This window comes from Micromonospora mangrovicola, assembly GCF_047200535.1.
Classification (GTDB): domain Bacteria; phylum Actinomycetota; class Actinomycetes; order Mycobacteriales; family Micromonosporaceae; genus Micromonospora.
Genome location: NZ_JBJZOG010000051.1, coordinates 12,037 through 25,828 on the forward strand (window position 1 = coordinate 12,037; position 13,792 = coordinate 25,828).

General features: G+C 69.6%; 11 protein-coding genes and 2 pseudogenes. 8 read left to right on the forward strand and 5 right to left on the reverse strand.

What is annotated here, in order from left to right:
- Window positions 1–4: 4 nt before the first annotated feature.
- The 3 genes from ACL02O_RS20340 to ACL02O_RS20350 all read right to left on the reverse strand — a co-directional run bounded on the left by ACL02O_RS20340 (window position 5) and on the right by ACL02O_RS20350 (window position 2,955).
- On the reverse strand, window positions 5–949 hold the full coding sequence (locus tag ACL02O_RS20340) for a hypothetical protein (RefSeq protein ID WP_412819693.1): 945 nt from the start codon (window positions 947–949) through the stop codon (window positions 5–7).
- Window positions 946–1,887 carry a carbohydrate kinase family protein gene (locus ACL02O_RS20345; protein ID WP_412819694.1) on the reverse strand — a complete coding sequence of 314 codons (942 nt, stop codon included), beginning with the start codon at window positions 1,885–1,887 and terminating at the stop codon, window positions 946–948. The genes ACL02O_RS20340 and ACL02O_RS20345 overlap by 4 nt, the downstream gene beginning before the upstream one ends.
- A gap of 147 nt (window positions 1,888–2,034) precedes the next feature.
- Complete coding sequence (locus ACL02O_RS20350; RefSeq protein WP_412819695.1) at window positions 2,035–2,955, reverse strand: DeoR/GlpR family DNA-binding transcription regulator; 921 nt, start codon at window positions 2,953–2,955, stop codon at window positions 2,035–2,037.
- A gap of 36 nt (window positions 2,956–2,991) precedes the next feature.
- Here ACL02O_RS20350 and ACL02O_RS20355 point away from each other — a divergent pair, with 36 nt between their 5' ends.
- Genes ACL02O_RS20355 through ACL02O_RS20385 form a run of 7 tightly spaced genes read left to right on the forward strand, consistent with a single transcriptional unit; the run spans window position 2,992 to window position 10,092 of the window.
- Window positions 2,992–4,395, forward strand: coding sequence for a hypothetical protein (locus tag ACL02O_RS20355; protein WP_412819696.1), 1,404 nt, complete (start codon window positions 2,992–2,994; stop codon window positions 4,393–4,395).
- Between the two features lie 47 nt (window positions 4,396–4,442).
- Window positions 4,443–5,720, forward strand: a complete 1,278-nt coding sequence (locus ACL02O_RS20360; RefSeq protein ID WP_412819697.1) for an ABC transporter substrate-binding protein — start codon at window positions 4,443–4,445, stop codon at window positions 5,718–5,720.
- Window positions 5,717–6,676 carry a carbohydrate ABC transporter permease gene (locus ACL02O_RS20365; RefSeq protein WP_412819698.1) on the forward strand — a complete coding sequence of 320 codons (960 nt, stop codon included), beginning with the start codon at window positions 5,717–5,719 and terminating at the stop codon, window positions 6,674–6,676. The genes ACL02O_RS20360 and ACL02O_RS20365 overlap by 4 nt, the downstream gene beginning before the upstream one ends.
- Window positions 6,677–6,687: 11 nt before the next feature.
- Window positions 6,688–7,503: a carbohydrate ABC transporter permease gene (locus ACL02O_RS20370; RefSeq protein ID WP_412819699.1), complete on the forward strand. Its 816-nt coding sequence runs from the start codon at window positions 6,688–6,690 to the stop codon at window positions 7,501–7,503.
- A 5-nt stretch (window positions 7,504–7,508) separates the two neighbouring features.
- Window positions 7,509–8,516, forward strand: a complete 1,008-nt coding sequence (locus ACL02O_RS20375) for a Gfo/Idh/MocA family protein (protein WP_412819700.1) — start codon at window positions 7,509–7,511, stop codon at window positions 8,514–8,516.
- On the forward strand, window positions 8,513–9,313 hold the full coding sequence (locus ACL02O_RS20380) for an amidohydrolase family protein (protein ID WP_412819701.1): 801 nt from the start codon (window positions 8,513–8,515) through the stop codon (window positions 9,311–9,313). The genes ACL02O_RS20375 and ACL02O_RS20380 overlap by 4 nt, the downstream gene beginning before the upstream one ends.
- Window positions 9,310–10,092: a sugar phosphate isomerase family gene (locus ACL02O_RS20385; protein ID WP_412819702.1), complete on the forward strand. Its 783-nt coding sequence runs from the start codon at window positions 9,310–9,312 to the stop codon at window positions 10,090–10,092. The genes ACL02O_RS20380 and ACL02O_RS20385 overlap by 4 nt, the downstream gene beginning before the upstream one ends.
- Window positions 10,093–10,318: 226 nt before the next feature.
- Here ACL02O_RS20385 and ACL02O_RS20390 read toward each other — a convergent pair.
- Both ACL02O_RS20390 and ACL02O_RS20395 read right to left on the reverse strand, forming a co-directional pair.
- Window positions 10,319–11,143, reverse strand: a pseudogene (locus tag ACL02O_RS20390) (IS3 family transposase); the annotation flags it as partial.
- A gap of 159 nt (window positions 11,144–11,302) precedes the next feature.
- Window positions 11,303–12,223: a replication-relaxation family protein gene (locus ACL02O_RS20395; protein WP_412819703.1), complete on the reverse strand. Its 921-nt coding sequence runs from the start codon at window positions 12,221–12,223 to the stop codon at window positions 11,303–11,305.
- A gap of 742 nt (window positions 12,224–12,965) precedes the next feature.
- On the opposite strand from ACL02O_RS20395, the pseudogene ACL02O_RS20400 reads away from it, so the two are divergent.
- Window positions 12,966–13,757: pseudogene (locus ACL02O_RS20400) on the forward strand (IS256 family transposase); the annotation flags it as partial.
- Between the last annotated feature and the right edge of the window lie 35 nt (window positions 13,758–13,792).

A 13,792-nucleotide genomic window follows, 5' to 3' on the forward strand; every position in this document is an offset into this window, starting at 1 on the left:
CGGCTCAGGCCCGCCGCCGCGTCATCGCCTCGTCCACCACATCGCCGAGGTGGCGCAGCCGGTCCACGGCGTGGGTACGCAAGCTGGCCGGCACGTCGTCGGCCCCGATGCAGGACGCCCACACGGCGCGGCCGGCCAGGAAGCCGGAGGCCCCCGCGGCGCACGCCAGCCGGACGGCGTCGGGGAACCTGTCCTGCGGTACGCCGGAGGAGAGCACCACCCACGGGCCGGTCACGCTCTCGCTGATCTGGGCGCACCGCCGCCGGATCTCGTCCGGGTCGCCCTGGCCGCGCAGCGGCACCTCCGCCTTGTACAGGTCGGCGCCGAGTGATCCGAGTTCGACCGCGGCGGCCAGCACACCCTCGTCCCAGTCCCAGGCCCGGCCGTCCAGCGGCTTGCGGGAGACCGGCTCGATGATGCTGACCAGGCCGGCTTCCCGGCACCGGGCGACGAATCGGTGCACCATGTCGACGCGGGGGGCCGGGTCGGTGTCCGGCCGCCAGAGCACGAGCAGCTTCATGGCCACCGCACCCTGGTCACGGACCCGTTCGGGCACCACCTCGGGGTCGATGCCCACCTCACCGACGAGTTCGCCGTGGGCCGGGTGGAACCGGTCCGCCGCCGCGATCAGGGCGCAGCCGGGTGCGACCGCACGCTCGGCGACCACCCGGTCGAACGCGAACTGCCGGTCGACCAGGACGGCCGACGCGTACGGGGTGAGGGTCCGGGTGGCGACGAGCTTGAAGGCGGTCACCTGTTCGTCGCTGACCGGCTCGGTCTGGTGTTCGGCGAACATCGCCCGCATCGCCTCGCGCTGGTCGACGGCGAGCATGGCGTAGCCGCCCGACGGTCGGCGCAGCGCGGACAGGTCCACGGTGGCGGACCCGCCGTCCACCGCACTGGTTTCGGTTTGCGGCTGCGGGGCCCACAAAGCCGGTTCACTCCTCACGCGTGCTCCTCTGGTCGATCAGTGCGGTCAGCAAGCAGGGTGGCCCGCACCTCGGCGTCGTTCGGGATGGCCGACCGGCCGTCGATCCCCTGGCAGGACAGCGCGGCGGCGACGTTGGCGTAACGCAGGCACTCGGTCAGGGGCAGGTCGCGGACCCAGGCCGCGAGCAGGGCGCCGTGGAACACGTCGCCGGCGCCCAGCGTGCTGACCACCTCGACCGAGAGGCCGGGCGCGGTGACCAGCGGGGTGCCGGCCCGGGCGGCGACCGAACCGTCCGCCCCTCGGGTGGCGACCACGGTGGTGGCGCCGTCGGCCAGCGCCGCGTTCAGCAGGTCGGTGACCGGCTGGATGCCGTACCGGCCGGCGAGCGACTCGACCGTGGGCACGTAGAGGTCGACGTCGCGCAGCCGCAGGCGCTCGATCGGGTTGCCGCCGTCGACGGAGACACCCGGGCGTCGGCCGGGCGGGAGACGGTCGAGCAGTGCCCGGGCCGCCGGCCAGCCCCGGTGGTCGACGTGCAGCCAGGCGCCCTCGGCCATCCGGTCGAGCAACCGGGGGTGGTCGGCGGGGTCGAGCGGTGCGACCGCCCGGGTGCAGATGGCCCGGGTGGCGCGGGCGCGGTCGATGACCACCACGCTGGCCTGCGACGGTTGTCCGGCCACCACGCGCAGGCCGGAGATGTCCACGCCCTCGGCGCGGAGCCCGGCGGCGATCCGTTCGCCCTCCTCGTCGTCGCCGACCGTTCCGACAAAGGCGCTCGGCGCGCCGAGCCGGGCCGCCGCGACGGCGGCGGTGGCGGCCGGTCCGCCGCCGGCGTAACGGACCGCGTGGGCGGTCTGCCGTTCGTTCGGGCCGGGGAAGTGGTCGACGACGGTGATTGCGTCATAGGTCGCCGCACCGGCGAACACGATCAGGGGCAGGGGATCGGTACTGACCATCCGGACCTCCTCGCGGCGCGACGTGCCGGCCAGCCGGCGGTGTGCGATGACCGACGAACCGTGTTAGAAACCAAACATACCGCTGTTGGAAAGTCAACGCGCACGCCGGCTACCCAACAGGCTCCGGGACCGGGGAGGCGAGCTGGGTCAGGTGGCGACGTGTACTGATACGTCGGCTTCGCGCAGTCGCCGAGCGGCGGCGACCGGTGGTTCCTGATCGGTAATCACCATGGACAGCCGGTCCAAACCGCACATGCGTACCGGAGCCGACGTCTGGAACTTGCTCGAATCGACCACCAACACCACCTCGTCGGCGGCCTCCATCAGGGCGTCCTTGGTCGGCCGCTCGATGTCGGTGGCGACGTAGACGCCACGTTCGTCGATCGCGGCGGCGCCTAGGAAGTAGGTGCGGGCCCGGATCAGGCGGGCGCCGGCCACCGTCATCGGACCGACGAACGCCTGGCTGGCGGACATCAGGTCGCCGCCGAGCCCGACCACCCGGGCTCCGGGTCGATTGAGCAGCAGCGCGACCACCGGCACGGAGTGGGTCACGATTGAGCCGGAGAACTCGGCCGGCAACGCCCTGGCCACCTCGAACGCCGTTGAGCCGGAGTCGACGATGATCGCGTCCCCGGCCTTGGCCAGGGTGGCGGCGTGCCTGCCGATGGCCCGTTTGGCCTCGGCGTTCTTGCCGGCACGGGTGTCATAGGCGGGGTCCATGCCGTTGTCCCGCCGCAGGCTCACCCCGCCGCGGACGAGGCGGACCTCCGCGGTTTCGGCCAGCCGCCGCAGGTCACGCCGCACGGTCATGTCGGAGACGCCGAGATCCCGGCTGAGGTCGGCGATGGACAGGAACCCGGTGGAGCGTAGTGCCTCAAGGATCTGCGCTCGTCGCTGTGGTGCGGATTCGTACTCGAACGGACCCAGCTTGGTCACGTAAACCTCCCGAGGGTCGAGGCGAAATGGTATCGAGCAACCTGTTGACTTCGCAACATCCGTTGGTAATGTCTGCACATCCGCTGCCGGCTTGGCAACAAGGAGGCGAACTGTGGCCCTGCATTCGACCATCGGTGGCCCCGTCCATCGGCGACAGGATGGCCGTCGATGACCAGGGTTCTGCTGATCGCCACGGCCCGTCCGACCTTCGCGGTCGACGTGGCGGCCGAGCGCGCCAAGGCCGCGCGGGAGACCCTGGTCGCCCTCGGCGCCGAGGTCATCGGACCGGACGGACTCGTGATGACGCCGGAGGATGTCGCCGCCGCCTGCCGGTACCGCACCGATGACGTCGACCTGGTCATCAACGCCTGCGCCTCGTTTTCCGACGCGACGCCCGTGGCGGAGCTCTACGCCGACCTGCGCCGCCCGGTGCTGCTGTGGGCGTTCCGCGAACCCGGCCCGGTGGGTGACCGGCTCTGGCTGAACTCGTTGTGCGGCGCCAACCTCTTCGGTCACGCACTGACCGGTGCCGGCGGCGAAGCCCGGCTGCTCTACGGCGATCCGGACGAGCCGGCCGTGCACGCGATGCTGACCCGGGCGCTCGCCGGTGACCTGCCGCCCGTACCGGCGCTGCCCGCCGTACAGCGTGAGCGGGCGCCGCTCGACGAGACCCGCGAGCACCTCGAACGGCTGCGCGGCCGGCGGATCGGCCTCGTCGGCGCGGCCCCGGCGGGCTTCACCCCCTGCGAGTACGACGCCGACCTGGTCAGCGGCCTGTTCGGAGTAGACATCGCCGAGCTGTCCGTGGACGAGTGCTTCGCCCTCGTGAACGCGGTCGACCCGGTCGAGCGCGACAGCGAGCGGCTCGCCGCCGCCACCGCCCAGCCGAGCCTCGACGCGCTCGACCCCGATCAGGTACGCCGATCCGCGGCGGTGACCGCGGCGCTGCGGGACTGGGCCGGTGGGCAGGCGCTGGCCGGCCTGGCGGTGCGGTGCTGGCCCGAATTCCCGAACCGGCTCGGCGTCTGCCCCTGCGCGTCGCTGTCCCGGCTTGCCGACGAGGGCACCGCCACCGCCTGCGAGCGCGACGTCTACGGGCTGCTCACCATGCTGTTGCTGGAGACTCTCGGCGCCGGCACGACCTACCTGGTCGACACCGTCGACCTTGGCGCCGCCCGCAACGTGGTCCGGTTGTGGCACTGCGGATCGGCGGCGACCTCGCTGGCGGCGGACCCGACCGAGGCGCGGCGGGAGGTGCACTGCAATCGCCGCATCGGCGTGGCAGGCAACTTCCCGCTGCGCACCGGGCCGGTGGTGTTGGCCCGGCTGACCGACGACCCGGCCGAGCCGGGGCGCCTGCGGCTGCTCGTCGCCGCCGGCGAGTCGCTGCCGGCGGCCAACCGGTTCCAGGGCAACACGGCCGAGGTTGCCCTGACCGTGCCGGCCGAGCCGTTTGTCACCGCGTTGGTGACCGGCGGCTTCCCGCATCACACGGTCCTCGCCTGGACCGACATTCGGCCTCGACTCCGGGCCGCCGCGGACCTGCTCGGCATCCCGGTCATCGAATGGTGAAACTCCTCTGATCCCACCACCCACCCCCGTCCCGAGGAGGAACACGAATGAGCGACAGTGCACGCCTCACCAGGCGAGGTTTCCTCTCCCTCGCCGGTGCAGCGTCCACCGCGGCAGCCCTGTCCGGCTGTGGTCTGTTGGGCAACAAGAGTAGCGGTGACGGCAAGACCATCAACTTCTATCACTGGCGGGCCGAGGACAAGAGCGTCTTCGACTCGCTCATCGCGAAGTTCAAGGAAGCCAACCCCGGCTACGACGTGACCATGACGATCCTGCCGTCCCAGGACTACCAGTCGACCGCGTTGCAGAAGTTCAAGAACGGCGGCTCGGTCGGTGACGTGTTCACCGCCTTCCGCGGCGCGCAGTTCGAGCAGATCGCGAAGGCGAACGCCTTCACCGACCTGTCGGGCCAGGACTATCTGAAGAACTACGTGCCGGCGCTGATCGAGGCCGGCGCGAAGGACGGCCGCCAGCTCGGTCTGCCGTACCAGCTCGTCTACAACATGCCGCTCTACAACGTCGACATGTTTACCAAGGTGGGCGTTACTGAGCTGCCCAAGGACTGGCAGGGCTTCCTCGACCTCTGCGACAAGCTGCGGGGCCTGGGCGTCGCGCCGATCGCGTTCCCCGGCGGCGACGCCGCCAACGCGGGTCAGCTGCTGAACTGCATGGTGATGAACGAGATGCCCAGCGACGACGGGTTCGCCAAGATCGAGTCGGGCGAGGCCAAGGTCACCGACGACTGGTTCCTCCGGGTGCTGACCCGCTACCAGGAGTTGGTCGCGGCCAAGGCATTCCAGGACGGGGTTACCGGAACCAAGACCGACCAGGCCATCGCGATGTTCGCCCAGGGCAAGGCCGCGATGCTGCCGACCGGCACCTTCCACATGGGGCCGGCCCGCAAGCAGGGCGCCACCTTCAAGATGAACCTGATCGGCCCGATCACCACCACCGCCGACAAGGTCAAGTACGAGGGCATCCACAACGCGACGTTCATCCTCGGTATCAATGCCAAGTCGGACAACAAGGACGCCGCGCATCGCTGGGTCCGGTTCCTGTCGGAGAAGGCGAACGCCGAGACGTACGCCAACGGCACCGTCCAGCACCTCACCGTGCAGGACCTGAACTACAGCAACGAGGACCTTGAGGCGACGGCTGCCTGGACCACGCGCAAGACCCTGCTCGCGCCCCGGTTCCAGTTCAACGACCTGGACATGCGTAACGCGACCGAGAACGCCGCCACCCGGGTGGTGGGCGGGGCCGACCCGCGGGAGGCCGCCGCGCAGGCCCAGAAGATCATCGACCAGAAGCGCGCGTCGAAGTGACCAGCGCGACCAGCACCCGGTTGCCGGGCCAGCGCGGGGACAGCACCCCGCGGCTGGCCCGGCCCGGCCGGCGTCGTCGGGTACGCAGGCCGAACTGGCCGCTGTTCGCCTTCGCGTTCCCGGCGCTGGCCCTGTATCTGGTGTTCTTCATCTTCCCGACCTTGCAGGCGTTCCAGTTCGCCACCAGCAACTGGGACGGCACCAGCGACACGTACGACGTGGTTGGCGCGAAGAACTTCGTCAACCTGCTCACCAACGACGACCGGTTCGTCAGCGCGTTGACCAACAACCTGAAGTTCCTGCTCGTCGTCGTGGCGTTCCAGAGCGTCTTCGCGTTGCTCTTCGCCATGTTCCTGGTCAAGAACACGCGTACGTCGATCCTTCTGCGCGCCCTGTACTTCTTCCCGACCGTGCTGTCGTCGGTTGCGGTCGGCTTCATCTGGAGCTTCGTCTACAACTCGCCGGACGGGCTGCTCAACCAGACGCTGCGCGTGATCGGCCTGGGCGGACTCCAGCAGGCATGGCTCGGCAGCCCGCAGTGGACGATCGTCTTCGTGGGCTTCGCCCAGGTGTGGGCGCACACCGGGCAGATGCTCGTGGTCTTCGTCGCCGGCCTCCAGCAGATCCCTCGCGAGCTATACGAGGCGGCCGAAACCGACGGAGCGTCCCGGTGGGCCCGGTTCCGCTACGTGACTTGGCCGATGGTGGCGCCGGCCACGGCGATCGTGGTCGCCTACACCACCGTGCAGTCGTTCAAGGCGTTCGACATCATCGGCGCCCTGACCAGCTTCGACGACTTCAAGACACAGATCCTCACCACCCAGATCTATCTCACCGCGTTCCAGAACGCTCGGTTCGGCTACGCCGCCGCGGAGTCGATCCTGCTTGTGCTGCTGATCGTCGTGATCACCTGGACCCAGCGACGGCTGGTCCGGGCGTCACGGGTCGAGGAGTGAGGGGGGAGACCATGGGGTTCCGGCTGACCCGACGGGTCCTGCTTGCCGTGTACGCGGCGTTGATCATCGTTCCGCTGCTGGTGGTCGTCTTCGGCACGTTCAAGACGAGCGAGGAGATATTCCGGCAGCCCTTGTCGCCGCCGATGGCGCCAAGCCTGGACAACTACCGTCAGATCTTCACCGACGGCAGCATCGGCCAGGCGTTCGGCAACAGTGTTACGGTGACCCTGCTCTCGGTGTCGCTGACGCTGGTGGTCAGCGCCATGACGGCGTTCGCGGTCGCCCGCCTGCCGGGCTGGCGCGGCAACCTCCTCTACGCGCTGTTCTCCTTCGGCATGGCGGTGCCCGCCCAGGCCAACATGATTCCGCAGTACACGCTCTTCGACCGGATCGGGCTCACCGACACCCTGCTGGGACTCGTGATCGTCAATTGCGTGGTCACCATGCCGGTCGCGGTGTTCGTCCTTGGCGGATTCATGAAAACACTGCCGCGGCAGATCTTCGAGGCTGCGGAGATCGACGGTGCTCGGCTGCGTACCCAGTTCCTGCGGCTGGCGGTGCCGCTGTCGGCGCCTTCCCTGGCGGCTACGGCGGTCTTCCTCTTCGTGATGCACTGGAACGATCTGCTCTATCCGTTGCTGTTCATCCAGGACGAGTCGTTGCAGACGCTGCCGTTGCGGCTGCTCGGTTTCAAGGGCGAGTACCTCACCGACTACCCGCTGCTGTTTACCGGCGTCGTCGTGGCCTCGGTGCCGATGGTGGTGGCTTACGTCTTCCTCCAGCGGTACTTCGTCGCCGGCATTACGGCGGGAGCGGTCAAGGGGTGAGTGCGATGCGTACCGGGATCATCGGAGTCGGCAACCGGGCCCGTAGCCTGGTCCGGGCCGCCCAAATGGCCGGCGTGCTCGACGTGACGTGCTACCACAGCCGGGACGAGAGCACGGCGCGCACTCTACTGCCGCACGCGACCGGATGCCCGGACGCGGAGTCAGTGATCGAAAAGGTGGATGCGGTCATCATCGCTGCGCCTAACAGCACCCACGCCGACCTGGCCGTGCGGGCGCTGGGCGCCGGACGGCACGTCTTCTGCGAGAAGCCGCTCGGCCTCGACCTGCCCGAGCTGCGCCGCGTGCTGACCGCCGCCGACCGTGCCGACGGCATCCTTCAGGTGGGCACTGAGCTGCGGTACGCGCCGATGGTGCGGGACATCACGGCGGCCGTGGCCGCGGCGGCCACGCCCGCCCGACTGCTCTGGGCACAGGAGTTCCGGGGCCCGCTGCGGCCCGGGGTGGACGGCTGGCGTCTCGACCCGGCCCGCAGCGGCGGCACGTTGCTGGAGAAGAACACCCATCACTTCGACCTGTTCGCGGTCTGGGCACACGCGGCCAGCCCCGGTGCCCGACCAGTCCAGGTGCACGCCGTCGCCGGCAACGAGCACGCGCGCGGCGTGGCCGACCACGCGGTGGTGACCGTGGTCTTCGACAGTGGCGCGCTCGCGACCCTGTCGGTGAGCCTGCTAGAGGACGAGGAGCGGCTGCGGGTCGGCGTGCTGGGCTCCGGCTGGAGCGTGGAGTACGACAACCGCCACCAGTCGGTCGAGATGCGCGACGCCGGCCGGGTCGAGCGCACCGCGTACGACGTGGACGTCCGCGGCGTGAACGCCGGCGGCTTCGATCACCCCGGTGAGGTGGAGCAGTTGGTCGCCTTCGCCGAGCGGGCGGCCGGGCGGCGCGACGGCGAGGCGGTGTCCCCTTACTGGGGGCACCTGATAGCGTACGGCGCTCGCGAGTCGGCGCGAACCGGACAATCGGTGGACCTGCTGGCCATGGAGCGGATGTGATCATCGACCTCCACCACCACCTCATCGCCGAGGACGATTACGTCGATGGGCTGCTGCGGGCGATGGACGCGACCGGCGTGGACCAGGTGTGCCTGTCTGGGCTCGGCGTGCCCTCGGGCGGCTGGCTGCCCGGCCTCACGCCGACCAACGACGACGTGGCCGCCGCGATGCATCGGCACCCGGAGCGGATCATCGGTTTCGGGGTGATTCGGCTCGGCGACGACCCACCGGAGCGGATCGCCCAACTGCACGACGCGGGCTTCCGGGGCATCAAGACGACCCGCCCCCGCGCTGACTACGACGACCCGCGCTTCGACGAGCACTACGCCCTCGCCGAGCGGCTCGGGATGCCCGTGCTGTTCCACACCGGCATGATCCTTCCGTCGCCAGCTGACCGGCGGGACGACGTGTCCAGCGCGCGCTGCCGGCCGGTCCGCTTGGACCGAGTGGCGCGCACCTTCCCGGAGCTGAAGATGGTCATGGCGCACCTGGGCATGCCATGGCACGAGGAAGCGGCGCAGATGTGCCGCTTCCACCCGAACGTCTACGTCGACCTCTCCGGCTCCCAGCAGGGGTGGCGCAACCGCAAGGCGCCGTCGTTCTTCGCCGATCTGTTCTGGTGGCCAGGTGCGCTAGACAAGATCGTCTTTGGCTCCGACGTGCACTGGCGGGAGCTCGCCAGCGCTCGCGGCGACCACGAACGAATCCTTGATCTGCTCAATATCACCGACGAGACCCGGGCCGCCATCTTCGGTGGCACCGCGTCCCGGCTGATCGGTCTGGAAGGTGCATCATGAGTCCCCGGCTCGACGTGCTCGACGACGCCGCCGCCGTCGCCCACCGATTCGCCCGTACCGTGGCCGACGAGATCGCTGTGAATAACCGGGCCGGCGCACCCACCAGGTTGATCATGCCGGTCGGCCCCACCGCGCAGTATCCACTGCTCGCGGAGATCTGTGCCGCCGAGGGGATCAGCTGGGCGAATGTGTTCGTGGTGACCATGGACGAATACCTCGACTGGCAGGGGCGGCCGATTCCGGGCAGCAGCCCCCTGAGTTTTCGCGGCTTCTTCACCCGATTCCTCGCCAGCCTGGATCCCCGCCTTGCCCCGCCACCCGAGCAGTACGTCTCCCCGGACCCGTTCGACATCGACCGGGTAGACCGGTTTGTCGCCGCGATCGGCGGCATCGACACCTGCTACGGCGGGATCGGCGTGCACGGACACGTCGCCTTCAACGAGCCGCCAATCTCCCGCTTCACCCGGATCAGTGACGACGAGTTCGCGGGCTCCCGGACCCGCGTAGTTGCGCTCGCCCCCGAGACGATCGTCATGAACGCCACCCGGGCCGCTGGCGGAGCGCTGCACGACTTCCCACCGATGGCGGTGACCATCGGGATGGCCGACATCCTCGCGGCCCGAAGGATCCGGCTCTTCTGTGACGGTGGACGCTGGCAGCAGGAGGCGTTACACCGGGCCGTGCACGGGCCGGTCGAATCGGCCTACCCGGTGACGCTGCTGCACCGTCACCCCGACGTGCTGATCACCGCCGACCGGGCCACCGCCGCAGCGATGTAGCCGACCGCACCCCGCCGGACTGTCCGAGTGAGGGTAACCGGTTCGGCTTGACACGTCGTGCCTGGAGTGCATGGCGGGAAGAACTGGCCACGGCCGGAATCACCGAATCCGTGCGGCAGCGATGGATACCCCAACAGCTCTGGCGAGGTGGGGTGGCGCGCAGTCCTGCGCACCCTGCGCGGCCGGTCACTCGCGGGGCTTGACCCCTGATCCTGGACAACGGGGGTTATGCGGCCGGGGCCAGCGTAGCCGGTGCTGGCCGGGTGTTCTTCTCGTAGGTGATCGGTGGCTGCTGTCCGAGCCGGGAGTGGCGTCGGACGGTGTTGGGCGGCGCAGCCAGCGGAACGCGGCGAGTCGGGCTTCGCGTTCGTCGGTGAAGGCGCGGCGGCCTTGCAGGGTCTCGCGTTTGAAGGTGGCGTTGAACGACTCGGCGGCGGCGTTGTCGGCGGAGCTGCCGACGGCGCTCATCGACTGTCGGACCCCGGCTGCGGTGCAGGCCTCAGCGAAGGCCCGGGAGGTGTATTGGCGGAGTGGTCCGTGTGCATGACCGCCCCGTCGAGGCTGCCTCAGGTGCGCTGCGCGGCGTGGAGGGCGTCGGTGACCAGTCGGTGCGCATGTGATCGACGATCGGCCAGCCGGCGAGGCGCCGCGAGTGCAGGTCCAGGACGGTGGCCAGGTAGAGGAGCCCGCGGTCCCCGACCGGCAGGCAGGTGATGTCGCCGACGTAGCGCTGGTTGACGGCGGCGGCGGTGAAGTCCCGGCCGATCAGATCCGGGGCCTTCGCCGCGCCCGGGTCCGGCACCGTCGTACGTGTTCGTCTGCGTAGCCGTAACCCTTGCACGCCGAAGCGGCGCATCACCCGGGCGACCCGCTTACGGTTGACCGCCAGTCCGGCATCGCGGAGTTCGGCGCTGATCCGCGGTGCTCCGTAGGTGCCGTCGTGAGCGGCGTGCACCGCCTGGATCCGGGCCGCGAGAGCGACGTCCGCGGCCCCCCGCACGGCCCGGGCCGCGGCGGCCGAACACCAGTAGTAGAAGCTCGAGCGGGACACCCCGACGTGAAGGCGCGGGGCGTGGATCGCGAGCCGACCGACGTTGGCCCGGGTGATAGCGCCGGGCGCGGGCAGATCCGAATGGGGAAAGACGGGCGGCGGTGCGAGCGAGTAAAGGAAGCTGCACCGTAGCTTCGTGACCTGACAGCACCAGCTCTGTCAGGAACGACGGCCATGCCTCTGACCTGCGGTGACAGCACTCGCCGTGCGGCTGTCAGGGTCTGTCAGCGAACGAAGATCGCGTCGTCGTCGTAGTTCGGATTGTCCGCCACGGGCTGGCCGTGGTCGCTGGGCAGCTCGCCGAGCCGGACCCGGCCGGTGGCGCCGACCGGGAGCCAAACCGCTTCGGCCGGGTGGCTGGTGTGGGTGGCCGGTCGCGACCGAGACACCGTCGTGCTCGCCGCGTAAGAGCCGGTGGAGGTGCTCCTCGCGGTGCTCGCCGCCGAGCCAGAACAGCACCGGGTAGCGGAGGCCGCCGCGCCGGATCAACTGCGCGTACCGGTCGAGCTTGGCCACCACTCGGCCGAGAGGTTCGGTGCCGGTGTCGGTCTCCAGGAAGAACCCCACCGTGGCGTCGCCGGCGCTCCACAGGCCGTGCCCGTCGGCGGTGATCGTCCGGAACTGCTTCGTGGCCATCGACTCGGACCGCCACCTGTCGAGCCGCGCCCCATGGTGGTGGCGGGCGTCCGCGGTGAGGCGGACGAAGAGCTCGTTAGCGGTGAGCAGATGGTTCAGGTGCGGGTTGGCCGACAGCCGCTGGACGGTCTGCCGGCTGGTGCGGAGGCTGGGTTCGGGTCGCTGATGGGCGGCGGCCTGGAACTGGTGCCCGTGGTGGCCGAGCGTCCAGTGCCACGGTTGGCTGCCGCCGCCGTCGCGGGCGAACCGGAACCGGTCCAGCAGGCCCAGCCCGTACAGGTCACCGAGCCGGATCTGGCACGTGCGTCGGGCGTGGAACAGCATGCGGTGGACCTGGTCGGTGGTGAGGACCTGGTGGTCGTCGAGGAGTTGGAGCAGCTGTTGGTCACGGCTGGTGATGTAGGGATAGATGGTCAGCAGGCTGGCGGTACGCGATTGCGGCATGGGCGTTCACCCCGTGGAGAGAGAGTCCCGTAGGGAGTCTGGATGAGTCGATCTTGGTTCTGTGCCTCCCGGAGGGCAGGTTCGGGCAGGTCACGCACCTGACAGGCCGGCTGCAGCGGGCTCGTCTGGGGCCTCGTGTCGCGGACACCCCCAGACGAGCCCCCGATGCCGCACCCAGTCGAGCCCTCGAACGAGCAGCGTCGGTGGTTAGCGGTCGCGGGAGTTCATGCGCCGGCGCATCGCCGTGCGGGCGAGCTGCTGCATCGGCGGCTCACCGTCGCCGCAGCGGTGCGTGCGGGCGCATTCTCGCCGGATCGCGGTCGCCTAGCCCACGATGGGCGCGGGTGGGTTGGTGGTGAAGGTGAAGGCGGGTAGTTCCCGGTTGCCGACCAGGAGCCGGGCAGCGGCGGTGTAGACGTCTAGCCCGTGTTTCGTAAGGAGTCTGCTGGGCGGTGAGAAGAGCCGGCGTGGCGGTGATCGATAAGAGAGGAGGTCTCCGGTAGATCGGTTAGCGACCAAGCGAACCGATGACCGACCGGAGACCTCGTGCCCAGGGTAGCGGCAGCGATGCGGCATGATCTCACCGACGCTCAGTGGGCGGGGCTGCGGCCTGTTGGGCAGGTACAAATAACGGCTGATCGACCGATCAAGGGAGAGACGCCAGATGACGACCGAGATCACCTCGGGGCAGGAGCCGGCCGTGGAGCCGGCGGGTGCGGTCACGGATGAGCAGTTGATCGCGATGCTGGTCGATCGGGCTCGCGGGGACGGGCTGAAGCTCACCGGCAAGGGCGGGCTGCTGCAGCAGCTCACGAAGCGGGTCCTTGAGTCGGCGCTGGACGGTGAGATCACCGACTACGTCGGCTACGACAGGCGCGACCCTGTCGGTCGGGGCAGCGGGAACACTCGTGACGGCAGCCGCACGGGCAGCAGCGGCTCGACCCGGGCGGTGGGCAGACTGTGCTCACCGATGTCGGGCCGGTCGAGGTCCGCGTGCCGCGGGACGCGGCGGGGACGTTCGAGCCGCAGATCGTGCGGAAACGGCAGCGCAGGCTGTGCGGGGTCGATGACATGGTCCTGTCGTTGTCGGCCAAGGGCCTGACGCACGGGGAGATCAGCGCCCACTTGGCCGAGGTGTACGGCGCCGAGGTGTCCAAGCAGACCATCTCCACCATCACCGACAAGGTGATGGACGGCATGGCCGAGTGGCAGAACCGGCCCCTCAACCCCCGTCTATCCAGTCGTGTTTATCGATGCCATCGACGTCGAGATCAGGGACGGGCAGGTCGCGAACCGGCCGATCTGCCTCGCGATGGCGGTCACCGTCGACGGCCACCGTGACATCCTCGGCATCTGGGCCGGTGACGGCGGCGAAGGCGCCAAGCACTGGCTGCACGTGCTCACCGAGCTGAAGAACCGCGGTGTCGCCGACGTGCTCATGCTCGTCTGCGACGGGCTCAAGGGCCTACCCGAGGCGGTGGAGACGGTCTGGCCACGCACGATCGTGCAGACGTGTGTGGTTCACCGAAGCCGTCAAGAAACAACCTGTGGCCTACTGCCGGTGTCCTT

Excerpts from the sequence above, each read along its gene's own strand:
- ACL02O_RS20350 (WP_412819695.1), bottom strand. The coding sequence starts at position 2,955 with ATGGTCGAATGCAGGGCCACAGTTCGCCTCCTTGTTGCCAAGCCGGCA.
- ACL02O_RS20395 (WP_412819703.1), bottom strand. The coding sequence starts at position 12,223 with ATGCCGCAATCGCGTACCGCCAGCCTGCTGACCATCTATCCCTACATC.
- ACL02O_RS20370 (WP_412819699.1), top strand. The coding sequence starts at position 6,688 with ATGGGGTTCCGGCTGACCCGACGGGTCCTGCTTGCCGTGTACGCGGCG.
- ACL02O_RS20360 (WP_412819697.1), top strand. The coding sequence starts at position 4,443 with ATGAGCGACAGTGCACGCCTCACCAGGCGAGGTTTCCTCTCCCTCGCC.
- ACL02O_RS20355 (WP_412819696.1), top strand. The coding sequence starts at position 2,992 with ATGACCAGGGTTCTGCTGATCGCCACGGCCCGTCCGACCTTCGCGGTC.
- ACL02O_RS20385 (WP_412819702.1), top strand. The coding sequence starts at position 9,310 with ATGAGTCCCCGGCTCGACGTGCTCGACGACGCCGCCGCCGTCGCCCAC.
- ACL02O_RS20345 (WP_412819694.1), bottom strand. The coding sequence starts at position 1,887 with ATGGTCAGTACCGATCCCCTGCCCCTGATCGTGTTCGCCGGTGCGGCG.
- ACL02O_RS20375 (WP_412819700.1), top strand. The coding sequence starts at position 7,509 with ATGCGTACCGGGATCATCGGAGTCGGCAACCGGGCCCGTAGCCTGGTC.